The organism is Litoreibacter sp., assembly GCF_058136045.1.
In genome coordinates this window covers 548,223-570,827 of record NZ_JBYVDD010000003.1, presented here as the reverse complement: position 1 = coordinate 570,827, position 22,605 = coordinate 548,223, and the positions used below count along the sequence as shown (strand labels likewise).

Annotated in this window: 25 protein-coding genes and 1 tRNA gene; 20 read left to right on the top strand and 6 right to left on the bottom strand. The window is 56.1% G+C overall.

Annotated elements, in window-relative coordinates; all coding sequences use genetic code 11:
* Nucleotides 1–14 precede the first annotated feature (14 nt).
* The 9 genes from sufB (at nt 15) to AC3Y7R_RS04100 (ending at nt 7,211) form a co-directional block, all read left to right on the top strand.
* A complete protein-coding gene (gene sufB, locus AC3Y7R_RS04140; RefSeq protein ID WP_490040741.1) occupies nt 15–1,541 on the top strand; it encodes a Fe-S cluster assembly protein SufB in 1,527 nt (508 codons plus the stop codon).
* Complete coding sequence (locus AC3Y7R_RS04135; protein ID WP_490040740.1) at nt 1,534–1,890, top strand: hypothetical protein; 357 nt, start codon at nt 1,534–1,536, stop codon at nt 1,888–1,890. Before sufB ends, AC3Y7R_RS04135 begins: the two co-directional genes overlap by 8 nt.
* A gap of 87 nt (nt 1,891–1,977) precedes the next feature.
* Nucleotides 1,978–2,547, top strand: coding sequence for a hypothetical protein (locus AC3Y7R_RS04130; RefSeq protein ID WP_490040739.1), 570 nt, complete (start codon nt 1,978–1,980; stop codon nt 2,545–2,547).
* Between the two features lie 81 nt (nt 2,548–2,628).
* Nucleotides 2,629–3,384, top strand: a complete 756-nt coding sequence (gene sufC / locus AC3Y7R_RS04125; protein ID WP_490040738.1) for a Fe-S cluster assembly ATPase SufC — start codon at nt 2,629–2,631, stop codon at nt 3,382–3,384.
* 1 nt (nt 3,385) lies between these two features.
* On the top strand, nt 3,386–4,660 hold the full coding sequence (locus AC3Y7R_RS04120) for a SufB/SufD family protein (protein ID WP_490040737.1): 1,275 nt from the start codon (nt 3,386–3,388) through the stop codon (nt 4,658–4,660).
* 3 nt (nt 4,661–4,663) lie between these two features.
* Entirely contained in the window at nt 4,664–5,152 is a 489-nt protein-coding gene (locus AC3Y7R_RS04115; protein ID WP_490040736.1) for a YIP1 family protein, read from the top strand.
* Nucleotides 5,152–5,748: a YIP1 family protein gene (locus AC3Y7R_RS04110; RefSeq protein ID WP_490040735.1), complete on the top strand. Its 597-nt coding sequence runs from the start codon at nt 5,152–5,154 to the stop codon at nt 5,746–5,748. The genes AC3Y7R_RS04115 and AC3Y7R_RS04110 overlap by 1 nt, the downstream gene beginning before the upstream one ends.
* Entirely contained in the window at nt 5,741–6,961 is a 1,221-nt protein-coding gene (locus AC3Y7R_RS04105; protein WP_490040734.1) for a cysteine desulfurase, read from the top strand. The genes AC3Y7R_RS04110 and AC3Y7R_RS04105 overlap by 8 nt, the downstream gene beginning before the upstream one ends.
* A gap of 173 nt (nt 6,962–7,134) precedes the next feature.
* Nucleotides 7,135–7,211 (top strand) — tRNA-Arg (locus AC3Y7R_RS04100).
* 420 nt (nt 7,212–7,631) lie between these two features.
* Here the strand turns inward: AC3Y7R_RS04100 and mepK are convergent.
* Nucleotides 7,632–8,201 (bottom strand): peptidoglycan L,D-endopeptidase MepK, encoded by a 570-nt coding sequence (mepK, locus tag AC3Y7R_RS04095; protein ID WP_490040733.1) that lies wholly within the window; start codon nt 8,199–8,201, stop codon nt 7,632–7,634.
* A 324-nt stretch (nt 8,202–8,525) separates the two neighbouring features.
* On the opposite strand from mepK, the gene AC3Y7R_RS04090 reads away from it, so the two are divergent.
* The 4 genes from AC3Y7R_RS04090 (at nt 8,526) to AC3Y7R_RS04075 (ending at nt 12,821) form a co-directional block, all read left to right on the top strand.
* Nucleotides 8,526–10,136 (top strand): L,D-transpeptidase family protein, encoded by a 1,611-nt coding sequence (locus tag AC3Y7R_RS04090; protein ID WP_490040732.1) that lies wholly within the window; start codon nt 8,526–8,528, stop codon nt 10,134–10,136.
* Nucleotides 10,137–10,209: 73 nt separating this feature from the next.
* The gene (gene lpxD / locus AC3Y7R_RS04085) at nt 10,210–11,274 is read left to right on the top strand and encodes a UDP-3-O-(3-hydroxymyristoyl)glucosamine N-acyltransferase (RefSeq protein ID WP_490040731.1); all 1,065 of its coding nucleotides are present in this window, start codon (nt 10,210–10,212) and stop codon (nt 11,272–11,274) included.
* 65 nt (nt 11,275–11,339) lie between these two features.
* A complete protein-coding gene (locus AC3Y7R_RS04080; protein WP_490040730.1) occupies nt 11,340–11,606 on the top strand; it encodes an acyl carrier protein in 267 nt (88 codons plus the stop codon).
* Between the two features lie 6 nt (nt 11,607–11,612).
* A complete protein-coding gene (locus AC3Y7R_RS04075) occupies nt 11,613–12,821 on the top strand; it encodes a beta-ketoacyl-[acyl-carrier-protein] synthase family protein (RefSeq protein ID WP_490040729.1) in 1,209 nt (402 codons plus the stop codon).
* Between the two features lie 19 nt (nt 12,822–12,840).
* On the opposite strand, the gene AC3Y7R_RS04070 is transcribed toward AC3Y7R_RS04075, so the two are convergent.
* A complete protein-coding gene (locus AC3Y7R_RS04070) occupies nt 12,841–13,593 on the bottom strand; it encodes a hypothetical protein (protein WP_490040728.1) in 753 nt (250 codons plus the stop codon).
* A 138-nt stretch (nt 13,594–13,731) separates the two neighbouring features.
* Nucleotides 13,732–14,661: a GlxA family transcriptional regulator gene (locus AC3Y7R_RS04065; RefSeq protein ID WP_490040727.1), complete on the bottom strand. Its 930-nt coding sequence runs from the start codon at nt 14,659–14,661 to the stop codon at nt 13,732–13,734.
* Nucleotides 14,662–14,907: 246 nt separating this feature from the next.
* Here AC3Y7R_RS04065 and AC3Y7R_RS04060 point away from each other — a divergent pair, with 246 nt between their 5' ends.
* Complete coding sequence (locus AC3Y7R_RS04060; protein ID WP_490040726.1) at nt 14,908–16,278, top strand: class II 3-deoxy-7-phosphoheptulonate synthase; 1,371 nt, start codon at nt 14,908–14,910, stop codon at nt 16,276–16,278.
* 57 nt (nt 16,279–16,335) lie between these two features.
* Here the strand turns inward: AC3Y7R_RS04060 and AC3Y7R_RS04055 are convergent, their stop codons facing one another.
* A complete protein-coding gene (locus AC3Y7R_RS04055) occupies nt 16,336–17,067 on the bottom strand; it encodes a PAS domain-containing protein (protein ID WP_490040725.1) in 732 nt (243 codons plus the stop codon).
* 244 nt (nt 17,068–17,311) lie between these two features.
* On the opposite strand from AC3Y7R_RS04055, the gene AC3Y7R_RS04050 reads away from it, so the two are divergent.
* From AC3Y7R_RS04050 to AC3Y7R_RS04040, 3 genes are read left to right on the top strand one after another with little or no spacing between them, the layout of a single operon-like run.
* Nucleotides 17,312–18,184, top strand: a complete 873-nt coding sequence (locus AC3Y7R_RS04050) for a YicC/YloC family endoribonuclease (protein ID WP_490040724.1) — start codon at nt 17,312–17,314, stop codon at nt 18,182–18,184.
* A gap of 2 nt (nt 18,185–18,186) precedes the next feature.
* A complete protein-coding gene (gene gmk / locus AC3Y7R_RS04045; RefSeq protein ID WP_490040723.1) occupies nt 18,187–18,828 on the top strand; it encodes a guanylate kinase in 642 nt (213 codons plus the stop codon).
* The gene (locus AC3Y7R_RS04040) at nt 18,825–19,352 is read left to right on the top strand and encodes a gamma carbonic anhydrase family protein (RefSeq protein ID WP_490040722.1); all 528 of its coding nucleotides are present in this window, start codon (nt 18,825–18,827) and stop codon (nt 19,350–19,352) included. Before gmk ends, AC3Y7R_RS04040 begins: the two co-directional genes overlap by 4 nt.
* On the opposite strand, the gene AC3Y7R_RS04035 is transcribed toward AC3Y7R_RS04040, so the two are convergent.
* Nucleotides 19,349–19,999: a histidine phosphotransferase family protein gene (locus AC3Y7R_RS04035; RefSeq protein WP_490040721.1), complete on the bottom strand. Its 651-nt coding sequence runs from the start codon at nt 19,997–19,999 to the stop codon at nt 19,349–19,351. The genes AC3Y7R_RS04040 and AC3Y7R_RS04035 overlap by 4 nt on opposite strands.
* On the opposite strand from AC3Y7R_RS04035, the gene AC3Y7R_RS04030 reads away from it, so the two are divergent.
* From AC3Y7R_RS04030 to olsA, 3 genes are all read left to right on the top strand, one after another.
* Nucleotides 19,989–20,174, top strand: a complete 186-nt coding sequence (locus AC3Y7R_RS04030) for a DUF3553 domain-containing protein (RefSeq protein WP_490040720.1) — start codon at nt 19,989–19,991, stop codon at nt 20,172–20,174. The genes AC3Y7R_RS04035 and AC3Y7R_RS04030 overlap by 11 nt on opposite strands.
* A gap of 90 nt (nt 20,175–20,264) precedes the next feature.
* Nucleotides 20,265–21,050, top strand: a complete 786-nt coding sequence (gene olsB, locus AC3Y7R_RS04025) for an L-ornithine N(alpha)-acyltransferase (RefSeq protein WP_490040719.1) — start codon at nt 20,265–20,267, stop codon at nt 21,048–21,050.
* Complete coding sequence (gene olsA / locus AC3Y7R_RS04020) at nt 21,047–21,898, top strand: lyso-ornithine lipid O-acyltransferase (protein WP_490040718.1); 852 nt, start codon at nt 21,047–21,049, stop codon at nt 21,896–21,898. Before olsB ends, olsA begins: the two co-directional genes overlap by 4 nt.
* Here olsA and AC3Y7R_RS04015 read toward each other — a convergent pair.
* Nucleotides 21,858–22,499 (bottom strand): thiamine phosphate synthase, encoded by a 642-nt coding sequence (locus AC3Y7R_RS04015; RefSeq protein ID WP_490040717.1) that lies wholly within the window; start codon nt 22,497–22,499, stop codon nt 21,858–21,860. The genes olsA and AC3Y7R_RS04015 overlap by 41 nt on opposite strands.
* Nucleotides 22,500–22,605 lie beyond the last annotated feature (106 nt).

Here is a 22,605-nt window from a genome sequence, read left to right as displayed (position 1 = left end):
ATGAGGAGGCGATTATGTCGCTCGATAAAGTGGATGATAACGTCAAAGACGGCGTAGATCAGGACACCGTAGATGCGGTTCGCGAAGTTGGCGGGGCCTATAAATACGGCTGGGAAACCGAGATCGAGATGGACTATGCCCCCAAGGGCGTGAACGAGGATATCGTGCGCCTTATCTCGGGTAAAAATGACGAGCCAGAGTGGATGCTGGAGTGGCGTTTGCAAGCCTTCCGTCGTTGGGAAAAAATGACCGAACCGGATTGGGCGATGGTGGATTATCCCAAGATAGATTTCCAAGACATCTACTACTACGCCTCGCCAAAATCTATGGCGGTGAAGCCGAAGTCATTGGATGAAGTAGACCCCAAGCTTTTGGAAACATACAAAAAACTCGGCATTCCCTTAAAAGAACAGATGATCCTTGCTGGCGTCGAGGGCGCAGAGGAAATGAGCAACGCACCGCGCAAAGTGGCCGTGGATGCGGTGTTCGATAGTGTCTCTGTCGGGACTACATTCCAAGCGGAATTGCTGAAAGCGGGCGTCATCTTTTGCTCGATCTCCGAGGCAATCAAAGAGCACCCAGAATTGGTGAAGAAATACCTCGGAACTGTGGTGCCGCAGACTGACAATTACTATGCAACACTGAACTCTGCCGTGTTCTCGGATGGCTCGTTCGTCTACATCCCAAAGGGCGTTCGCTGCCCGATGGAACTGTCCACATATTTCCGCATTAACGCCGAAAATACTGGCCAGTTTGAGCGCACTTTGATCATCGCCGACAAAGAGTCTTATGTCTCCTACCTTGAGGGCTGCACAGCGCCGATGCGCGACACCAATCAGTTGCACGCGGCCGTGGTTGAACTGGTCTTGATGGACGATGCCGAGATCAAATACTCGACTGTTCAAAACTGGTATCCCGGCGATGAAGAGGGCAAGGGCGGCATCTATAATTTTGTGACCAAACGCGCCGATTGCCGTGGCGACCGCTCCAAGGTGATGTGGACGCAGGTTGAAACCGGTTCTGCGGTGACGTGGAAATACCCGTCCTGCATCCTGCGCGGCGACGATTCACAGGGCGAGTTCTACTCCATTGCCATCGCCAACAACATGCAGCAGGCCGACACAGGCACCAAGATGATCCATCTGGGCAAGCGCACCAAATCGCGCATCGTGTCCAAAGGGATTTCCGCTGGTAAGGCGCAAAACACCTATCGCGGGCTGGTTTCCATGCACCCGAAAGCGAAGAACTCGCGCAATTACACGCAATGCGACAGCTTGCTGATTGGCGATAAATGCGGCGCACACACGGTTCCCTATATCGAGGTGAAAAACAACTCGAGCCGTGTCGAGCACGAGGCGACGACCTCCAAGGTCGATGACGAGCAACTGTTCTACTGCCGCCAACGCGGCATGAACGAGGAAGATGCCGTGGCGCTGGTGGTAAACGGGTTCTGCAAAGAAGTGCTGCAAGCCCTGCCGATGGAATTCGCCATGGAAGCGCAGGCGCTGGTTGCGATCTCTCTGGAAGGGTCGGTTGGGTAAGTTGACGTTGGGCCGTGATCATAAAAAGCACCTTAAAAGGGCGCTCGCCACAACCTCACGCCGCCGTGCGTTGGGGGGCGAGCTTGCATTTGTGTGCTCGGCAGGATTTATCCTTGGAGTCCTGATTGCTGGAAGCCGTGACTACTCCATTTTGTTTCTCTTTGCGCCGTTGATTACTCCCGTAGTTTTCGGGTTTTTCTATTTCCTGTTCTTTCGTTGGGAGAAGCGTAAAGAAGCTGAAAATAACTGGGAAATGGAAACCCAACTTGATGAAGATCGACGCAACCAAACTCAAACTAGGATCGAAGAGGCCAAAGCCCGTGGCGATTTTGATCGGTGGAAGAAATGACACCCCTTAAAAACTCCAGCATCTTGCCACATTTCAGCCCGGTTGGCCCCATATCTTTGTTCGTGAATACGGATGAAGGACCTTCCTATGAGCATGGCAGATGCAAGTTTTCAGGCGCGATTACAGCGGATCAGCACAGGCCAAGGCTATGTGGCCGAGGGGCTTTTGGGGTCCGGGGAGTTGAAGGAACTTCGCAATCGTCAAGCCAGTGGCAAAGCCCCCAAGCAAGTGGCGCTTGGTGTGATCGAGAAGAAGCGGTTTCCAGTCAAGAAAGTGATTACCGCCTTCATCCTCGGGGTCATCTCGTTCTTTGGCGGCAGCTTGGGCGCGTTTCACGCGACGCAGGGCGTGGCCTCCGAATTCGATCAGTTTCGCCCCTTGGTCGACGCTCTGGGGCCGGTCGGGATGTCCGCCGTGCTGGCGTTCTTCTTGCTCTATGTCTCCGGTCTGCGCTCCAAAATGCTGGTGATCGTCATCTTGCTGGGCTTCTTCGCCACACATTACGCAGAACCACATCTGGCGCGCGCAATGCCAGTCGCATGGACGCAAATCTATTCCGTAGAACATGCCGAGGCGCTGAAATTTCAGGCCTTCGCGCAATCCACACACTGGGGCATCATGGTCCCGCCGGAACTGGCTCCAGACCCCAGCTCCTAACACTTAACCCAATTCCTGAATTAAAGACCCTGCCGGCTGCACGCCTGCGGGGCCTTCGCCGTTAGACAAGAGAGAAAAGCTATGTTGGACATCAAAAACCTGCACGTATCCTTGGAAGATGAGGACAAACAAATCCTTAAAGGGGTAAACCTGAGCATCGGCGCAGGCGAAGTCCACGCGATCATGGGGCCAAATGGTTCGGGGAAATCGACGCTCTCCTATGTGCTGTCGGGCAAGGGCGGCTATGAGGTCACCGAGGGTTCAGCCGCATTGGAAGGCGAAGAAGTCCTTGAGATGGAACCGGAAGAGCGTGCCGCGGCTGGCTTGTTCCTCGCGTTCCAATACCCGGTAGAGATCCCCGGTGTTGGCAATATGACCTTCCTGCGCACGGCGGTAAACTCGCAACGCAAAGCGCGCGGCGAGGATGAAATGTCGGCAGGTGAGTTCTTGAAACTTGTGCGTGCCAAGGCGAAAGATTTAAAAATTGACGCTGATATGTTGAAGCGCCCAGTGAACGTAGGCTTCTCCGGTGGCGAGAAAAAGCGCAATGAAATCTTGCAGATGGCCATGCTTGAGCCAAAAATGTGCATTCTGGATGAAACGGATTCCGGTCTGGATGTGGATGCGATGAAACTGGTGGCCGAGGGCGTGAACGCCCTGCGCTCGGACGGGCGGTCTTTCCTTGTGATTACCCACTACCAACGCCTGCTGGACCATATTAAGCCCGACTTTGTGCACATCATGGCCAATGGCCGGATTATCAAAACAGGTGGGCCGGAACTGGCACTGGAAGTGGAAAACAACGGCTACGCCGACCTGCTGGCAGAGGTGGCCTAAGATGGGCGCTGCTGAAAAACAACCAACGGTGGCTGCACGCCAATTGCCTGACGGGCAGGGTGCATGGGCGCAAGCGGCGCGCGTTGCCGCCGAGGCGCGCTTGAATGCGATGGGAATGCCGGGACGTCGCGACGAGTATTGGAAATACACCAATCCGACGTCCTTCACCGATGTGGTAGCCCCCGAGGCGCAGATATTTGTGTCCGATGATGCCCCGATATTTGAGGGAACTGACACTCTTCGGGTGGTGTTCGTTGATGGGGTTTTCGACGAGCAGGCCTCGGACGACCTAAGCCTTGAAGGCGTGGAGATCACGCGCTTAGCACAGGCCGTAACGGTGGATATCCACTGGGCCAAAGACGTCTATGGCGTGCTTGAAAACAACGGTCAAACCCCCGTGGATCGCCCGTTGGCGGCCGCCAATACGGCCTATGCAACGGACGGAGTTTTGATCCGGGCAACGGGCAAGGTTAGCAAACCAATTCAGGTGTCTTATCTACATAAATCAACGACTTCCGATGCGATCTTGCATCATATTGTGAAGGTCGAAGAGGGCGCAGAACTGACTTTTATTGAAGATGGGCCCGCCGCCGCGCGTTTCAATCAATGCCTAGAGGTTGAGGTTGCCGATGGGGCGACGTTGCATCATGTGCGTGCGCAAGGTCGCGACCATGAGCGCCGCGCTGCGACACATATTTTCACCCGCCTTGGTGCGAAAAGCACGTTTAAATCGTTCACTCTGACGGTGAATGGCGTGATGACGCGCAATGAGTGCGTGATCGAGTTGACCGGCGATAATGCGATTGCGCATGTGGCCGGAGCGGCCATGGGCGATGGTGATTTTTTGCATGATGATACGATATTCATCACCCATGACGCGGTGAATTGCGAAAGCCGTCAAGTGTTCAAAAAGGTGCTACGCAACGGAGCTACCGGAGTTTTTCAAGGCAAAATTCTGGTGAAAGACGGCGCGCAAAAGACGGATGGCTATCAGATCAGCAAGGCGCTGTTGTTGGATGAGGACAGCCAGTTCTTTGCCAAACCAGAGCTGGAAATCTATGCCGACGATGTGGCCTGCTCGCACGGCTCTACCACGGGTGCGATTGATGAAGACGCGCTGTTTTACCTGCGGTCTCGGGGCGTGAGTGCGGCCGAGGCGCAATCGTTGCTGGTGTTGTCGTTCTTGGCGGAGTCTTTGGTCGAGATTGAGGACCAAGGCTTGGCCGATGAAATTTTAACCCGGCTTGAGGGTTGGTTGGCGCGGAGACTGGCATAAATCATGTCAACGGCACGCGTCATATTACGCAGCTACCGTGCCCCGCGCGCAGTTGCCCGCAGTTTTCGTGACGCGGGGGCAGGCGAAAGCACGGGGCTAGGTTGGCTATTTGCAGCCTGCGTTTTGTTCTTTGTGGCGCGATTGCCGGGCCTGTCTAGGACGGCCCATCTAAGCGACGGCGAGGCCCCATTCTTTGGATTGGCGATTGGCACATTTTTTGGAACGCTGCTTTTGGCCCCGATCTTGTTCTATGTTTTAGCAAGCGGCAGCCACCTTGTTGCGCGTGCATTTGGCGGACAAGGCACGATGACGGATGCCCGATTGGCGATGTTTTGGGGGTTGTTGGCCTCGTCGCCATTGGTGCTGTTCCAAGGCTTGATTTCGGGGTTTATTGGAGCAGGTCCGCAACTGGGCCTGATCTCTATTTTGGCTTTTGGGGTGTTTCTTTGGGTTTGGCTAAACAGCTTAATTGAATTGGAAGGCGGGCGCTGATGCTGGGTGTTTTGCTACAACTGACAGGTGAAACGTTGCGAAGGCCACAAGTGGCCGCGCGCATGATGATGGGCTACAAGGTCGAGCGCCACATTCTGTGGATGGCTTTAGGCTTGGTCGCGGTGTTGACCACCTTGTTTGTCAAAGCAACGATGTTTGCTATGCCCACTGAATTGGCGGCGGGCAATAGCGCGTTACCCAAAGACCCGTTCGTGCTGACGCTGGTGCTCGCCGGGCTTTTGGTGGCGTCTGCGTTCTTCACGCATTTTGCAGGCCGGGCTTTTGGCGGCAAAGGTGTGCTGGATGACAGCATTAAGACGACCATTTGGATGCAAGCAGTATTGCTGGTCTTGCAAGTGGTCCAGATTGTGCTGTTCATGGTGTCTCCGATACTTGCCCTTTTCTTTGGCTGGATTGGGATGATCTACGTGGCATATATCTTCTTGAAGTTTGTGCAGCTGTTGCATGGGTTCAAGTCAATGCCGATGGTGTTTTTGGGGGCGGTAGCGGCGTTTTTCGGGTTGATGCTTGGTATCAGCTTGGTCATTTCATTGATCGCGTCCGTTTTCGGTTTGGAGCTGGTTCCTAATGTATGATGTTCAAAAAATTCGATCCGACTTTCCAATTTTGAGCCGAACGGTGAATGATAAGCCCTTGGTTTATCTTGATAATGGTGCGTCGGCGCAAAAGCCTCAGGTGGTAATTGATGCCGTGACGCAGGCCTATGCTCATGAATATGCCAATGTGCATCGCGGGCTGCATTATCTGTCCAACCTTGCCACCGACAAATACGAGGCGGTGCGCGCGAAGGTGGCTAGTTTTCTGGGTGCCAAGTCCGAGGACGAGATTATTTTCAACTCAGGCACCACCGAGGCCATCAATATGGTGGCCTATGGCTGGGCCGCGCCGCGCATGGAAGCCGGCGACGAGATCATCCTCTCGGTGATGGAGCATCACGCCAACATCGTGCCATGGCATTTTCTGCGCGAGCGCCTTGGGGTTAAGCTGGTTTGGGTCGATGTAGATAGCCAAGGCGATCTGGACCCTCAAAAGGTGATTGATGCGATCACACCGCGCACCAAATTGATTGCCGTGACCCATATGTCCAATGTGCTGGGAACCGTGGTCGACGTGAAAACCATTTGCGAGGCGGCGCGTGCGCGCGGTGTGCCTGTGTTGGTCGATGGCTCGCAGGCGGCGGTGCATATGCCGGTTAATGTGCAAGATATCGGCTGTGATTTTTATCCGGTGACGGGACATAAACTATACGGCCCTTCCGGGGCTGGCGCGATTTATGTGGCGGCGGAGCGGATGGCCGAGATGCAGCCATTTATGGGCGGTGGCGACATGATCCGCGACGTCCACAAGGGCGAGGTGATCTACAACGACGCGCCGATGAAATTTGAAGCGGGCACGCCGGGGATCGTACAAATGATCGGCATGGGTGTTGCGCTGGACTATATGACGGGCGTTGGCATGGAAAATATTGCGCGCCATGAGCAAGAATTGCGCGACTATGCTCGCACCAAGCTAGACGGGCTGAACTGGCTGAATGTGCAGGGGCAGTCGGTCAGCAAGGGGGCGATATTTTCGTTTACGCTGGAAGGCGCCGCCCATGCGCATGACATCTCAACCGTGTTGGATAAAAAAGGTGTGGCCGTGCGGGCTGGCCAGCATTGCGCACAACCGTTGATGGAACACATGGGGGTGAGTGCCACCTGCCGGGCCTCATTTGGAATGTACAATACAGTTCAAGAGGTTGACGCATTGGTTGAGGCGTTGGAGCTTTGCCACGAGTTGTTTTCTTAGCCAAATTGAGCGCTACCGCGCATTTTATTTATAGCTTTCCATGAACGCGACGTGTCAAAATCAGGCGGTGCGTTATGGGTGAGGGCAGGAGCCTCCGGCGGAGGTATTTTAGGAAAAAAGAAGTTCTCGTTTTGCGTTGCGGCAGGTGTGGTGCACTTGTATAGCGGTGTCAGGCACCCATAGCTCAGCTGGATAGAGCGCTGCCCTCCGAAGGCAGAGGCCGCAGGTTCGAATCCTGCTGGGTGCACCATTTTCTGTCTCACGGTGCGCAGCACCTCCGACGGGGCCGGGCTGGCCGCCCGAGGCGCAGTCGCACCTTTGGGTGTATGGTTTCTAGATTTGTCTTCTCACCCGCACCAAAGGTCTTTCGTGCAACGAAAGGCCAATCCCTTTTGCAAGATTTCACTGGGCGGCAGTCGTTTCGCAGAAACGATGAGAGCTTTGACGGTTCTAGGTTCGTCCGGCCATCTGCACCATTTTTATTTGGCCTATCGCTTTCGGCTACTTGAGGCCGTGCAGGTTCTTGGTTTCTCCATTCACCTGCACCAATGGCCCTTCGTGTAGCGAAAGGCCAAACCTGTTTAGTGCAGATCATCTACCATTAAAAAACCGACCTCGCTTGAGGCCGGTTTGTATGTCGCACCGATTTTGTCGTCAAGAGGTTGGGCTATTACCGACCCCAGTTGCGTACGGGGCCGCAGTCCATGTGGACGAAGTTCGAGCTGGAATAGCGTCCAACGCCACCCGCCGAGCAAGAAGAGGCCGCACGAGAAATTTGACCGACCGAGCGTGAAGCCAGCCGCAAATCAGCAGCTTGACCTTTCATGTGCAGAGAGTTCTTCGCAACACCGCGCGAGCGGGACCGCAGCATCGCGTTGGTCTTTGGCGAGCGATACCCTGACAGCAACATATAAGGCTCGTTCACCCCCATAAGGTTGTGCGAGGCGGACATGATGTCGATCGTGCGTGTGTCCATGTTGACGGTGCTGTTTTGGCGCCAGTCACGCATAAAGTAGTTCAGCTCTTTTAGGGATTCTTTGATGTACTCGCCTTCGATCCAATAGATCATGTCGATCTTCTCGCCAGTGCGGCCAGAGAGCATCTTGATCCGGCGCACATCGCCTGCGCCTTTAAGGAAGCCGAAAGCTTTGGAATATACTGGAGCCGCTGTAAGGGTCGTCGCTGCAAAAGCCCCTAGAAGGGCGCGCCGCGAGATGGATGCGGATTTTGTATCGCTCATGTTTAGTGCCTGTCCCGTATGCCCATGCCGTTGCCACGGCTGTCTTTTTTCGTCCCCAGATGGGAAACCTATGCCACAACTTGATTCTTTTACCAAGTACACTCTGCAAGCGAGGCATTAATATGTTCCAAATAGGCGAAATTTTGCGCAATTTGCATTGAGCTACATCAAAGAGAAGTAGGTAAAAATTGATCGTTCCCAAGGTGACCTAAGCGCAACGTGGCAAGAAAAAGGCACGAATGTGGCAGGATTGTGAATGGACTCTTACGCGCAGGTGAATTTTAGTCGCCAAAATTAAATTAATCCGTATTGAGGTGCACTGCCATGACCCATTCCCCAACTCGTCGCTCTACTTTGAAAATGATGGCCGCAGGGGCCATTGGGGCGATGCTTCCGGTGTTCGGAGCAGGGCGGGCCGACGCGGCTGTGACGGCGATGAAGCAAGCGATTGCCGAAGCCGCGGCGCGTGATAAAGATCTGAGCAAATTCTATCGTGAACGGAATTATAAGCCCGTTTTTGCAGGCAAAAGCGACGGGCGCCGCCGTGGGGCTTTGTTGAAGGCTCTGGCATCGGCAGGCGATCACGGCTTGCCAGCCAAAGCCTATGATGCAGCCGGTCTGAAAGCCGCAATGAAAGCCGCCAAGACCCCGAGTGATCGTGGCCGCGTTGAGGTGGAGGCCGCCAAACGCTTTCTGGACTATGCGGATCACCTGCGGTCCGGCATTCTGAATCCGCGCAAAATTGATCGACTGATCGTGATGGAGGTCGCACGCTACGATCGCGCCTCGACCATTGATGCGTTTTCCAAGTCAAACCCGCAGGCATTCTTGAAAAAGCTGGCCCCACGTAAAGCGGAGTATGTGCGGCTGCAAAAGCAAAAGCTCAAGCTTGAAAAACTGCTTGGCAAAGGCGGCTGGGGTGACAAGGTTCAAGCCAAATCCTTGAAGCCCGGCCAATCAGGTGGTGCGGTGGTACAGCTTCGTAACCGGTTGATCCGTATGGGATATATGCGAAAGTCTGCGACCCAAACCTATGACGCGGCCATTCAATCGGCCGTGCAACAGTTTCAGATCAGCCACGGCTTGTCGCCCGATGGGGTTGCTGGCGGTTCTACCATTTCGCAGGTCAACAAGGGCGTCCAGGATCGCCTGCAATCGGTGATTGTCGCGATGGAGCGTAACCGTTGGGCCTCCAAGCCGCTGGAAAACAAACATATTTGGGTGAACATTCCTGACTTCCATGTGGACCTGATGAAGGGGGGGAAATCGACCTTCCGCTCGCGCGTTGTGGTTGGCAAAAACACCAATGACCGTCGCACGCCGGAGTTTTCCGATATGATGGAATTCATGGTCATCAACCCTAGCTGGTATGTGCCGCGCTCGATTGTGACCAAAGAATACCTGCCGCTGTTGAAGCGCAACAAAGGGGCCGCGGGCCAGTTGCAAATCATCGGGCCGAGCGGCAAGCCTGTAAGCCGCTCGTCGATCAATTTCTCGCAATATAACGAAAAGAATTTCCCGTATTCGATGAAACAGCCGCCCTCCAAGGGGAACGCGCTTGGTTTGGTGAAGTTCATTTTCCCGAACAAACACAACATCTACCTGCATGACACCCCATCCAAATCATTGTTTGGCCGCGAGTCCCGTGCGTTTAGCCATGGCTGTATTCGAGTGCACAAACCGTTCGATTTTGCCTATACCCTATTGGCAAGCCAAGAGAAAAACCCCGAAGGGTTCTTCCAAGGTGTGATCAAAACCCGCAAAGAGCGCCGTGTTGATCTGCGCGAACCTTTGCCCGTGCATATCGTGTATTACACCGCTTGGGTGGATGCGAAAGGGCGCGCGAATTACCGCAACGATATCTACAATCGTGATGCGCGTATTTTTGCAGGGCTGACCAAAGCTGGGGTTACGTTGCGCGCAATCGCAAGCTAAAACTGACCAGACAGGTCATCGGGCGCGTTGCGGGCGGACTGCGGCGCGCCTTTTCTTTTGCGGAGCAATTACCATGACGGATTTCACTCTGGCCCAAATCGCGACGGCGCTTGGGGCGACGCTGGAAGGCGATGGCGATTTGCGTATCTCGGGCGCATCGGAACCGGCCTCTGCGCGCGCCGATCAACTGGCTTTGGCGATGGACCCGAAATATGGCGATGGGCTGGCGCAAGGGGCGGCTCAGGCTGCGATTTTGTGGCAGGGTGCGGATTGGCAGGCTTTGGGGCTGCGCGCGGCGATCTTCGTGCCTCGCCCGCGCTATGCCATGTCCGGCCTGACCACGCTCATGGATCCCGGTCCGCAGATTGACGCGGGCATTCACCCGATGGCCGTGGTTCACCCAAGCGCGCAAATTGGCGCGGGGGCGGCGATCGGACCATTCGTGGTGATTGGTGCGGATGTGACACTTGGCGAGGGCGCACGTATCGCGTCACATGCCTCCTTAGCCGAAGGATCAACTATCGGGCGTAATGCTTTGATATTGCAGGGCGTTCGTATCGGTGCGCGCGTGCATATCGGCGATAATTTCATTGCCCAACCGGGGTGCGTCATCGGCTCGGACGGGTTCTCATTCGTCACCCCAGAGAAAAGCGCGGTTGAGAATGTGCGCAAATCTTTGGGCAGCCAAGGCGATGCGGCGCAGCAAAGCTGGACCCGTATCCATTCGCTCGGGGCCGTCAAGATTGGCAATGATGTCGAGATCGGTGCCAATTGCGCAATTGACCGTGGCACTATCCGCGACACGACGATTGGCAACGGTACCAAGCTCGATAATCTCGTGCATATTGGCCACAATGTGCAGGTCGGCAATGATTGCCTGCTGTGCGGGCAGGTGGGCATTGCAGGCTCGTCAAGGATCGGCAATCGCGTGGTTATGGCGGGTCAATGCGGCGTGAATGACAACATCTTTGTTGGCGATGACGTGATTGCGGGCGGGGCCACCAAGATCTTCACCAACGCGCCAGCGGGGCGGGTTTTGCTGGGCTATCCTGCGGTGAAAATGGAAACCCATATTGATATGCAAAAGGCCCTGCGCCGCTTGCCCCGGTTTATGAAGTCTTTGCAACAGGGCAAATAGCCAGTAGCAAAAACGGGTATGAGGGCTTAAATCCCCCTTAACGCGAACAGACCGAGGGGCGATTTATGGCCGAGAGCGTCAAAGATCAGGTGATAGCCATCATTGCAGAACAGGCAGTGCTGGAAGTGGGCGACGTCAAGTTGAGCGCATCGCTAGAGGATTTGGGCATCGACAGCCTTGGCTTGGTCGAGAGCATTTTCGCCATTGAGGAAGCCTTTGATATCACGGTGCCGTTTAATGCCAACGACCCTTCTGAGGGTGATTTTGATATCTCTAGCGTGACCAGCATAGTGGCCGCTGTCGAGGGCCTTGTGGCCGAGCAGAAGGGCTGATTTCCGATGAAACGGGTCGTTATCACGGGGCAGGGTACGGTTAACGCCTTGGGGATTAGCGTCGCGCAAACGCTGGATGCATTTCGCCAAGGGCGCTGCGGTATCGGCGCGTTGGACATTCGCGATGTAGAGCGCCTGTCGATCCGCATCGGGGGCCAAGTCAAAGGCTATGACCCGCAGGCCGAGTTCAACCGCCAGCAAATTGCGCTCTATGACCGCTACACGCAATTCACCCTGATCGCCGCGCGCGAGGCGTTGGCGCAATCGGGCCTGATTTTCAGCGGCGAGCTGGCCAATCAGGCGGGGGTCGTGCTGGGCACTGCGGGCGGCGGCATGAACACCCAAGATGAAAACTACCGCGCGGTCTATGAAGAGGGCAAAAATCGCGTTCACCCTTTTGTTGTCCCGAAACTGATGAACAACGCCGCCGCGGCGCATGTGTCGATGCAATACAACCTCAAGGGGCCGTCGTTTACTGTCGCCACGGCTTGCGCGTCGTCCAATCACGCCATGGGGCAGGCGTTCCAATTTGTGCGCTCCGGCATGACCAAGGCCATGGTCACCGGCGGCGCGGAATCAATGCTGTGCTTTGGCGGGGTGAAGGCCTGGGAAGGGTTACGGGTGATGTCAAAAGACGCTTGCCGCCCGTTCTCGGCCAACCGCAACGGCATGGTGCAGGGCGAGGGTGCGGCGATCTTTGTGTTCGAGGAATACGAGCACGCCAAAGCACGCGGCGCGGATATTTTGGCGGAGGTTATCGGCTTCGCCATGACCTCGGACGCCGCCGACATTGTGATGCCGTCCAAGCAGGGGGCGGCGCGTGCGATCTCTGGCGCGCTGCGTGATGCAAAGCTGAACCCGTCCGATGTGGCCTATATCAACGCCCACGGCACTGGTACGGCGGCCAATGACAAGACCGAATGTGCGGCAGTTGCCGATGTGTTCGGGGCGCATGCGGATAAGTTAATGATGTCCTCCACCAAGTCGATGCACGGCCATGTCATTGGTGGCACCGGCGCGATTGAGCTGCTGGCCTGCATCATGGCGTTGCGTGAAGGCGTGGTGGCGCCCACGATCAACTACGACGAGCCCGACCCCGAATGCGCGTTAGACGTGGTGCCAAACGAGGCCCGCGATGCCGACGTCGAGGTCGCCTTGTCCAATGCTTTTGCCTTTGGCGGAATGAATGCGGTTTTGGTGCTGCGCCGGGGTTAAGACGGGCCTGAAAACGGGCCTAGAGGACGGCTTGGAGGTGCTTGGCTGCGTGTCTCACCAGCTTGGCATCCTCGCTTCCAATAAGAAGATAGCCAAATTGACCATCAAACCAGATGGCGGATTTCATCCCCTCAAGTTGCATAGTCTTTAGGTCAGATGTTTTGGTACTGCGCAGAATACACAAGGCCACAGGGATGCCATCAACCGTGGTATATGCCATTTGAATAAGGGGTTTGCCGCGAAATCCCAAAATTTGTGCACGCTTATATTCTAGCCCGGGAACTTGCATCGCAACGCTTAACGGGCGGCCCAATGCGGATGCAACACGCTGCAATTGCGCCGATCGAGCCTGCGGCGTTTGCGTGATGACGTTCAATGTATCTGGCACATAGAGAGCTTGGTAGGCGGCGACGTAATCATGCCAGCCCAAATTGGCGCCGGGGTTAGAGCGCAGGATTTGCCCCATTCCAAAGCCAATCCCCAAGGTCACCAAAGCCGCGGTTATGGTTTTGAGCGGGGTTGCGGCCTTCGGCGGGGAGGGCGGCGCAGGGTGTATCGGAGAGGTCTGGATCAGCCGTGGCGTGATGCCCTCTTCACGGGTATCGAATGCGGGCCGAATGTTTGACAGCGAGGCACTTATGGCATCAATGCGCGCGCGCAGCTCTTCACTCTTGGTCAAGTCCAAGATCAGCGCTTTGTGGGTCGCGTTATCCCCCTCACCCTTCAAAAAAGAGGCGAGCATGTCGTCGCTATAGTCTGGGCCGCGGCTCATACGTTTGTGCTTCCTGAAAAGTGCTGCCGGAGAGTGTACATGGTTGAAACGGCAATTTGCGATAACGATTCGCAGTACAAAATACTCTGCTGCTTCGACCTAGCCGAGTATTAACCAAGACGCCAGCACAAGGCTCTTCTAGCCTAGAAACTTAGCAGCCTGTGCACCTCGTTCGCGGTATGGGGTGGTGTCATAATGCGCGCGATAACACTTGGAAAAATGCGACGGTGAGGCAAAGCCACAGGCCAATGCGACGTTGATCACGCTCATATCGGTTTGCATCAGCAGGTTGCGCGCCTTTTGCAGCCGGATTTCCATGTAATACCGCTTGGGGCTGCGGTTCAGATAACGTCGGAACAGCCGTTCAAGCTGGCGGGTCGACATGCCCACATCTTTTGCCAGCACCGAGGGGCTTATAGGTTCCTCAACATTAACTTCCATCATCTGAATAACGCGGCTGAGCTTGGGATGACGCACGCCAATGCGCGTTGGAATAGATAGGCGCTGTTGGTCTTGGTCGGTCCGGATGGAGGAGTAAATCTGTTGGTCCGCCACCATATTGGCGACATCCTCGCCCAAATCAGAGGCGATGATCTTAAGCATGAGGTCAATTGACGAGGTGCCGCCGGCCGTGGTCATCCGGTTGCCATCCATGACGAACACAGATTTTGTTAACTCAACGTCGGGGAATTCCTCAATAAAGCTATCTTGGTTTTCCCAGTGAATAGTCGCGCGTTTCCCGTCCAAAAGCCCGGCGCGCGCCAAAACATAGGCAGCCGTGCACAATGCGCCGATGGTGGCACCGCGACGGGCCTCGCGGCGCACCCAATTGAGCAGCCGTTTGGTGGTGGCTTCTTGCACATGGGTGCCACCACATAAGATTATTGTATCGTCGCGAAGTACTTCGACTAAATCCATGTCTAAATTAAAGACAATCCCTGACGAGCAGGTAATTTTTTCACCACCTTCGCCCGCCAGAACCCAATCATAGGATCCGGGCACCATGCGGTTGGCTATGCGCAAGGCATCTATCGCCCCTGCAAAGCTCAGCATGGTAAAATTGTTCATTAAAACAAATACATAGCGCTTCGTTTTGACCGGAGCGGTCGTATTGTTACTCAAGTTGCCTAAGTGAGCCACGCAGCGGACCTCCCAATCCAAACGCCTCATGTCAGTAAAGCGGCCAGTGGTTCTAAAACTGAACAGGCCGAAACTCACCCTTAGCTGAGTTTTCGACATTGGCAAGCCCTCGCGTGTGCGGTTATACACGGGGCTCAATACTGATACCGCTATCATAAAATGGAGCATGAGACCATGGCACAGACATGGAGCAAGTCAGACTGGCGCAATAAACCCCGCGTACAGATGCCTGACTATACGGATGAAGCCGCGCTGAAAGCCGCAGAGGCACAGCTGTCGAATTATCCGCCGCTCGTGTTTGCGGGTGAAGCGCGCCGTTTGACAACCTCCCTTGCTGCCGTGTCGCGTGGCGAGGCATTCTTGTTGCAAGGCGGCGATTGTGCCGAAAGTTTCTCGCAGTTTTCTGCCGACACTATTCGCGACACGTTCAAGGTTATGTTGCAAATGGCGATGGTGCTGACCTATGGCGCGAAAGTACCCGTGGTCAAAGTGGGCCGTATGGCCGGACAATTTGCCAAACCACGCTCGGCTGCGACCGAGACCAAGGACGGCATCGAGTTGCCAAGCTACCGTGGTGACATCATCAACGAGCTGGATTTCACGCCGGAAGGCCGCATTCCGAACCCGCAAAAGATGCTGCAAGCCTACACGCAATCGGCCGCGACGCTGAACCTGTTGCGCGCGTTTTCAACCGGGGGCTATGCCGATGTGCATCAGGTCCACGCGTGGACGCTGGGCTTCACCAAAGGTGAAAACGCTGCCAAATATCGTGACATGGCGAACCATATCTCGGATGCGCTGGACTTCATGAAGGCCGCAGGCGTGAACCAAGAGACCGCGCATACGCTGCAATCGGTGGACTTCTACACCTCGCACGAGTCGTTGTTGCTGGAGTATGAAGAGGCGCTTTGCCGGATTGATAGCACCACTGGCCTGCCTGTTGCGGGCTCTGGCCACATGCTTTGGATTGGCGACCGGACCCGCCAGCCTGATGGCGCACATGTTGAGTTTGCCCGTGGCGTGCAAAACCCGATCGGGTTGAAATGCGGCCCAACCACCACGGCTGACGACCTGAAGGTTTTGATGAACAAGCTAAACCCGGAGAACGAGGCAGGTCGCTTGACCCTGATCGCGCGTTTCGGGGCTGGCAATGTGGGCGAACACCTGCCGCGCCTGATCAAAGCCGTGAAGGAAGAAGGCGCCAACGTGGTTTGGACCTGTGATCCGATGCATGGCAACACGATCAAATCCTCAACCGGCTATAAAACGCGGCCATTCGAGTCGGTATTACGCGAGGTTCGTGAGTTCTTTGGCATTCACGCCTCTGAGGGCACGGTTCCCGGTGGTGTGCATTTCGAGATGACCGGCCAGGATGTGACGGAATGCACCGGCGGTGTCCGTGCAGTCACAGACGAGGACCTGTCGGATAGGTATCACACCGCGTGCGACCCACGCCTGAACGCGTCGCAATCTTTGGAATTGGCCTTCTTGGTCTCGGAAGAATTGTCGGCTCGCCGCGCCGAGGCAAACCGGGCCGCAGTTTAAATCAAGACTACTTCAAGTTTTAAAGGTCGGGCGGATAACGCCCGGCCTTTTCTCGTTTTAAACCTGCTCGGTGTCGGACACGACAAGGCGCAGGAACCCTTTGCCACCAGCGTGCTCAGTGGGTTTGGTCTTTGGCAAAGGCTCTGGGTTGAACTCGGCTTGTGCCTCGCCAAATCCGGCAATCAGGGCAGGGATAGCTGATGTTTGCGCAGGCTCCATCTCACGGGTTTGGGTGCCATCGCTCAGGTTGGTCACGCGGGTCTCTAGGATGCGGAACCGGCGTGGGGCAAGGCCAACAACGCCTTCCGTGGTGAAGCAACCGATCGCACGGTCGACGCCGCCACCATCGCTTTTAAGCGGTAAAATCAGCAACTTAGCTTTCAGTTGGGTGCCGTTGCTGTCCTCGGATACCATGATGTATTCTTGAATTTCAGGCTGGGTAAAGACCCGCTCCAACGAGGACGAGAACCGCGCGCGACTGGTCGGCGAGATGAACGAGCGCAGCGGCATTCCGCGCACTTCCATGCCCATCAAATCGCACAAATGCATGCCCGCAAGGCGGAACCGAACAGCGCCGGGTTGCAGGCGTTCCAGAATGAACCCGTACTCCAAGGCGCCCGAAATTTCGCGCGGATCAATCTCCGAGCGCAGCGGCACAAGCCGGCCAGAACGCAGGCTCTCCCAGTAGGAGCGCATTTCGGTCAGCGCAGATTTCTCGTGCTTGGCTTGGTGCTGCCAGAGCGATACGATTTCGGCGCTTTGGGTCTCGGTGGTGCGGTGCTGTGTCATCTGTCTACCCCAGGTGTGGTGGTTGCGCAGGCCCCCCAGCCTTTGCGTCCTCATGTTGTGCTCAATTTGACGTGGCATTCTGCCTTTGGTTGAAGCCGCCTTGTTTTTGGCGGCCTTGGTTGTGATCGGCTCCGGGGTTTGCTACCCACAAGAGCAATTCGTTACTGTTGTCTTAATATGGCACATAAGTTGCCCTAAGTGGGTTTCTAAAGTGTTAATAGGTTAACTCACCATGATCCAATCCATGACCGCATTCGCATCGAAAACTGGCCGCAGTGGCTCTGTGTCGTGGATTTTGGAGATGCGCGGCGTGAACGCCAAGGGCTTGGATATCCGCATGCGTTTGCCCGAAGGGCTGATGTCGCAGGAGCAAAATATCCGCACGCAGCTTGCCAAGGCCTTTGGGCGTGGCAACATTAATGTGTCGTTGAAGGTCGAGCACGACGGCGGCTCGGCCCCGTTGCAAATTGATGAGCATGTCTTAGATGCATATATTCTCGCGGCCATTCGTGTGCGGACCGTCGCAAAAAACCGTGGCTTAAAACTCACCGAGGCGAGCGCGCCCGACTATCTGGGGCTGCGCGGCGTCATGTGCCAAGACACGGGCGGCGCCACACTTCCCGCGGCTGAAATTCTGGCCAGCCTAGGGGATGCTATCGCAGATTTTGCTGTCATGCGCGCCTCGGAAGGCGAGGCTCTAGAGCGCGTATTGCAGGCGCAGTTGCGCCAAATTGCGACACTCACCACGCAGGCTGCGGAATTGGCAGAGGCCCGCAAGGACCACATGCGCGCCACGCTGAAAACCAACCTTGCCCGCGTCATGGACAATGTGGACGGTGCCGATCCGGACCGGGTGGCGCAGGAATTGGCGCTGTTGGCGGTCAAGGCCGATGTCTCCGAGGAAATCGACCGCTTAACCGCCCATGTTGCGGCGACCCAAGAGTTAATGGGCCTGCAAGGCCCCGTCGGGCGCAAGCTTGATTTTCTCATGCAAGAGTTCAACCGTGAGGCGAACACCCTGTGTTCCAAATCCGGCTCGCCCGAGCTGACACGGGTTGGGCTTGACCTCAAAGCGATCATCGACCAGATGCGCGAACAAGTTCAAAACGTGGAGTAGCCATGACAATCCGGCGCGGTATTTTAATCATTCTTTCTTCGCCCTCTGGCGCGGGCAAATCAACCTTGGCAGGTCGCCTGATGAAATGGGATGACACGTTGTCGTTTTCGGTTTCGGCAACAACGCGTCCACCGCGCGATGGAGAGCAGGATGGGCGCGAGTATTATTTCCGCAGCCATGATGAATTCAAGAAAATGGTTGAAGACGATGAGATGCTGGAGCACGCGGAGGTCTTCGACAACCTCTATGGCTCGCCCAAGGGTCCGGTTGATGAGGCGATAAGTGCGGGTCATGACGTGATTTTTGACATTGATTGGCAAGGTGGCCAACAGGTTCGAAACTCTGGTCTGGCCGAGGATGTGGTCTCAATTTTCATTCTGCCGCCCTCAATTGTGGAGCTGGAGAAACGCCTGCGTTCGCGCGCGCAAGACAGTGATGAGGTGATCGCCGCCCGGATGCAGAAAAGCCGCGACGAGATCAGCCATTGGGCCGAATATGACTATTGCCTGATCAACCGCGACCTTGATGTGGCCGAGCAAGAGTTGCGCGCGATCCTGACCGCCGAGCGCTTGAAACGATCCCGTCAACCGGGCTTGATGACCCTCGTGCGCGAGTTGAATGAACAATATGAGGCCCGACCATGACGCTTTATGCATTAGAGGGTGTTGCGCCGATCCTTCCAGAGGGGGACGATTTCTGGATCGCCGCTGACGCCAATTTGATCGGCGATATTTTGATCGAAGACGCCGCGTCCGTATGGTTTGGCGCGACATTGCGCGGCGATAATGAGCGCATCACGCTCGGGCGCGGCTCCAACATCCAAGAAAACAGTGTGCTGCACACCGACATCGGGTTTCCGCTGACAATAGGGGAAAATTGTACGATCGGGCATAAGGCCATGCTGCATGGCTGCACCATCGGCGAGGGGTCGTTGATTGGTATGGGCGCTACCGTGTTGAACGGGGCCAAAATTGGCAAAGGCTGCCTGATCGGGGCGGGTGCGCTGATTACTGAGGGCAAAGTTATTCCCGACGGCTCGCTGGTGATGGGTGCGCCGGGCAAGGTTGTGCGCGATCTGGATGCGCAAGCCCAGCAAGGCTTGATCAACTCTGCCTTGGGGTATCAGGCCAACATGCGCCGGTTCCGCAAAGGCCTGCGCGCGCTTTAAAACTCGTAGCGCAGAGAAGCGGCGCTGTCAGAATGGCCCGCTTGGGCTTTCTTGCCTAGTTTTTCCAGCGCATCGCGCAACAAGATGAATTGCACTTGGCTGGCGGGTAAATCCCCGTCCGCCTTACTGATCCCTGACAATTGCCCCCATGCCTGCGCATCAACGCGAATTTTTGGGCCGTAGGATTGCATCTGCCATTGCCCGCGCTCGCATTGCACAACGATCTTGCCGCCCGCAGGCAGGGTGACTTCCAAACAAAGGATCGCCAAAAGTGCCACCTTAGCCTCGACACGGCTGACATCGGAGGTCGGCTCCCACATCACCTTGATGCGGCCCTCTCCGTAGCAATCACGCAGCAGGCTCACGATGTCACCGCGCGCCATGCGTTGACCTGCGGTGGCAGCCCCGAAGGCCAGCCGGAATAATCGCACACGCGCATTGGCGTTGGCGATGCTTTCCTCAATCAAGGCCAGCTCTGGCGAGGGTTTTAACCCCGACATCACCAACAGCTCCATGCCATTGCTGATCGCGCCAATTGGGCTAATAAGGTCGTGGCAGATGCGCGAGGCCAAAAGGGATGCAGTATCCTTAAGGTCTTGATCCGCAGAATCTGCGCTAATTTCGGTGGAGTGGGCAATGTCGGGCAATATGAACTCCTTGTTGGAACCGGGAATGCTGGTGCGCAACCCGACCGAGCCTGATTGGGGGCTTGGACAAGTTCAATCTAACATAAACGGTAAAATAACGGTTAACTTTGAGAATATGGGTAAAATGGTTTTACAAAGTGACCGGATTACACTCAATTTGCAGTTAAATGGCTAACATAGGTCAAATCGGCAAGAGCATGTGCCCATTGCCATGCGCCGCGCCTGCGCTTACTTGCTATGCAACCTGTTGCAATCTCGTTGACCCATGATCCAAACCGCTCCGCAGTTCGAAACCCGCTTGATCAAAGATGCCGACGAGCTGCGCGCTTCGCAACATTTGCGCTATATGGTTTTTGTCGAGGAGCTGGGCGGGGACGGGACGGGCGTTGATCATGACGGCCAGCTAGAGCATGACAGCTTTGACCAGTATTTTGACCATTTGATCCTGATCGACCATGCACGCCCCAAATCCTTGGGGCAAATTGTCGGAGTTTACCGCCTTTTGCGCGGGGACCAGATCAAAGCGAGCACCGGGTTCTATAGCGAGGGCGAATACGACCTGAGCGCGCTCAAGGCCAGCGGCAGGCGGTTGTTGGAGTTGGGGCGCTCGTGCCTGCATCCGGATTATCGCGGCGGGACGGCGATGTACCATCTTTGGCAAGGGCTGGCGGAGTATGTGGCCGAGCACTCTATCGAGGTGATGTTCGGGGTGGCCTCGTTTCATGGCACAGATGTGCAAACGGTGGCGCAATCGCTTTCGCATTTATACCATGCCCATTTGGCCCCGGCAGAGCTGCGCCCACGCGCGCTTGCCCATCAAAGGATGGATATTATCGCGCCGGATTTGATCGACCGCCCGCAGGCGGTGAAGGATACGCCGGCGTTGATAAAGGCCTACCTGCGCCTTGGTGGAACGGTTGGGGATGGTGCCTATATTGACCATGAATTCAACACGATAGATGTCTGCTTGGTGATGGATGCCCTGCGCATGTCAAAACGCCACCGCGACATCTACACTCGTCCGCGCGGTGCAGAGCGGGTGAGCACATGAGCACTTGGGACAGCGGCGATCCTCCGCCTCATCAACGCTTGGGGGCCACCGGTTGGGCGCGTATCATCGTGCGGGGCGTGCCGCTTGCGGGCTTGGTGTTCGGCGGGCTGCTAATCTTGCTGGCGCTGCGCTTGATCGAGCGGCCAATCCACGGGCTTCGCCGCCCTTGGACGCCACATATTACGCGGCTTGTTTGCCGCGCGACGTTTCTGTTTCTAGGGATAAAATTCCGCTCCGAGGGCACGCCAATGACGCAGGCGGGCGCTGTGGTCTCGAACCATTGTGGCTGGCTGGATATCTTCTCGCTCAACGCGCGCAAACGGGTCTATTTCGTCTCCAAGTCCGAGGTGGCCAACTGGCCAGGAATCGGCTGGCTGGCGCGCGCAACGGGGACGGTTTTCATTGACCGCGACCCCAAGCAGGCCCGCGCCCAGCGGGAACTTTTTGAGGGCAGATTGCTGGCGGGCCACAAGTTGTTGTTTTTCCCCGAGGGGACAAGCTCTGACGGAATTAGGATTTTACCATTCAAATCAACGCTGTTTGCGGCGTTTTTTACGCAAAGTTTACGTGAAAAACTGTATGTTCAGCCCGTCACCTTATCCTATGAGGCCCCGCACGGCGCGGACCCGCGTCAATACGGCTGGTGGGGCGACATGGAGTTTGGGCCGCATCTGTTGCAAACGCTGGCCACGGCGCACCACGGGCGGGTCACGGTCACCTACCATCACCCGTTAAAAGTGTCCGATTTTGCCAATCGCAAAGATTTGGCTGCGGCCTGCGAAAAGATCGTCCGCTCTGGCCTAAAACTTAGCCCAGCGGCGCAAGCAATGCTTTCAAAGCCGCGCTAGGATCTTCCGCGCCCCAAATTTCCTCGCCCACGGCAAAGAAATCGGTGTAGGGGGCCAGCCTCTCGACGCCCTTAATGTTCAGCGCGCCCTCGGCCACCACGGGCAGCTCGATCATTTGTGACCACCACTCAAAGGCTTCGGTCTCGGCAATTTGGCCGTCGCCCAGCGTAGTCTGGCCAATCGGGCCAAGTGCTACGTAATCCGCACCGCTTTCGCCTGCCGCCATGCCGTCATGGCGCGACGGGCCGCAAAACGTGCCGATCACTGGATCCGCGCCGATTTCCTTGCGCACGTAACGCACCGAGCGCGCGCCATCGAGCAGGTGAACACCGTCTAGCCCCAGTTTCTCAACCAGCAGGAAATGGCTTTCAATCACCAGTGGAATATCACGGGCATGGGCCAATTCGCGGATTTGGTCGGCAGCTTTGGCGATGCGGCCCTCGTCCTTGGTGGCAAGGCTCAGGCGCAAGCAGGCAATGTCTACGCTGTCGAGCACGCGCGACAATTGATCGGGGAACACGTCCAGCTCGAATTCGGGCGGTGTGATAATGTAGATTTGCGGAGTTTCAGGGCCCTCTTGGGCAGTGCGGTCTTGGGCCATGGTCTCTATCCTCTGTTTCACGGTGTCATAGCGGGGCGCGGGGCCGCTCACAAGGGTGTTGCGGGGGCGCGCGCAGCCGCCTAAACCCAAGCCTGTTCAATTGCAC

What these genes read in the sequence shown, in the direction of transcription:
- AC3Y7R_RS04065 (WP_490040727.1), bottom strand. Translation starts at nt 14,661, where the DNA reads ATGAACAATTTTACCATGCTGAGCTTTGCAGGGGCGATAGATGCCTTG.
- lpxD (WP_490040731.1), top strand. Translation starts at nt 10,210, where the DNA reads ATGACGGATTTCACTCTGGCCCAAATCGCGACGGCGCTTGGGGCGACG.
- AC3Y7R_RS04070 (WP_490040728.1), bottom strand. Translation starts at nt 13,593, where the DNA reads ATGAGCCGCGGCCCAGACTATAGCGACGACATGCTCGCCTCTTTTTTG.
- AC3Y7R_RS04015 (WP_490040717.1), bottom strand. Translation starts at nt 22,499, where the DNA reads ATGGCCCAAGACCGCACTGCCCAAGAGGGCCCTGAAACTCCGCAAATC.
- olsB (WP_490040719.1), top strand. Translation starts at nt 20,265, where the DNA reads ATGATCCAAACCGCTCCGCAGTTCGAAACCCGCTTGATCAAAGATGCC.
- AC3Y7R_RS04110 (WP_490040735.1), top strand. Translation starts at nt 5,152, where the DNA reads ATGCTGGGTGTTTTGCTACAACTGACAGGTGAAACGTTGCGAAGGCCA.
- AC3Y7R_RS04105 (WP_490040734.1), top strand. Translation starts at nt 5,741, where the DNA reads ATGTATGATGTTCAAAAAATTCGATCCGACTTTCCAATTTTGAGCCGA.
- AC3Y7R_RS04050 (WP_490040724.1), top strand. Translation starts at nt 17,312, where the DNA reads ATGACCGCATTCGCATCGAAAACTGGCCGCAGTGGCTCTGTGTCGTGG.
- AC3Y7R_RS04055 (WP_490040725.1), bottom strand. Translation starts at nt 17,067, where the DNA reads ATGACACAGCACCGCACCACCGAGACCCAAAGCGCCGAAATCGTATCG.
- AC3Y7R_RS04060 (WP_490040726.1), top strand. Translation starts at nt 14,908, where the DNA reads ATGGCACAGACATGGAGCAAGTCAGACTGGCGCAATAAACCCCGCGTA.
- AC3Y7R_RS04030 (WP_490040720.1), top strand. Translation starts at nt 19,989, where the DNA reads ATGTCGGGCAATATGAACTCCTTGTTGGAACCGGGAATGCTGGTGCGC.
- AC3Y7R_RS04090 (WP_490040732.1), top strand. Translation starts at nt 8,526, where the DNA reads ATGACCCATTCCCCAACTCGTCGCTCTACTTTGAAAATGATGGCCGCA.
- AC3Y7R_RS04040 (WP_490040722.1), top strand. Translation starts at nt 18,825, where the DNA reads ATGACGCTTTATGCATTAGAGGGTGTTGCGCCGATCCTTCCAGAGGGG.
- gmk (WP_490040723.1), top strand. Translation starts at nt 18,187, where the DNA reads ATGACAATCCGGCGCGGTATTTTAATCATTCTTTCTTCGCCCTCTGGC.
- AC3Y7R_RS04130 (WP_490040739.1), top strand. Translation starts at nt 1,978, where the DNA reads ATGAGCATGGCAGATGCAAGTTTTCAGGCGCGATTACAGCGGATCAGC.
- AC3Y7R_RS04080 (WP_490040730.1), top strand. Translation starts at nt 11,340, where the DNA reads ATGGCCGAGAGCGTCAAAGATCAGGTGATAGCCATCATTGCAGAACAG.
- sufB (WP_490040741.1), top strand. Translation starts at nt 15, where the DNA reads ATGTCGCTCGATAAAGTGGATGATAACGTCAAAGACGGCGTAGATCAG.
- AC3Y7R_RS04120 (WP_490040737.1), top strand. Translation starts at nt 3,386, where the DNA reads ATGGGCGCTGCTGAAAAACAACCAACGGTGGCTGCACGCCAATTGCCT.
- AC3Y7R_RS04075 (WP_490040729.1), top strand. Translation starts at nt 11,613, where the DNA reads ATGAAACGGGTCGTTATCACGGGGCAGGGTACGGTTAACGCCTTGGGG.
- olsA (WP_490040718.1), top strand. Translation starts at nt 21,047, where the DNA reads ATGAGCACTTGGGACAGCGGCGATCCTCCGCCTCATCAACGCTTGGGG.
- AC3Y7R_RS04115 (WP_490040736.1), top strand. Translation starts at nt 4,664, where the DNA reads ATGTCAACGGCACGCGTCATATTACGCAGCTACCGTGCCCCGCGCGCA.
- mepK (WP_490040733.1), bottom strand. Translation starts at nt 8,201, where the DNA reads ATGAGCGATACAAAATCCGCATCCATCTCGCGGCGCGCCCTTCTAGGG.
- sufC (WP_490040738.1), top strand. Translation starts at nt 2,629, where the DNA reads ATGTTGGACATCAAAAACCTGCACGTATCCTTGGAAGATGAGGACAAA.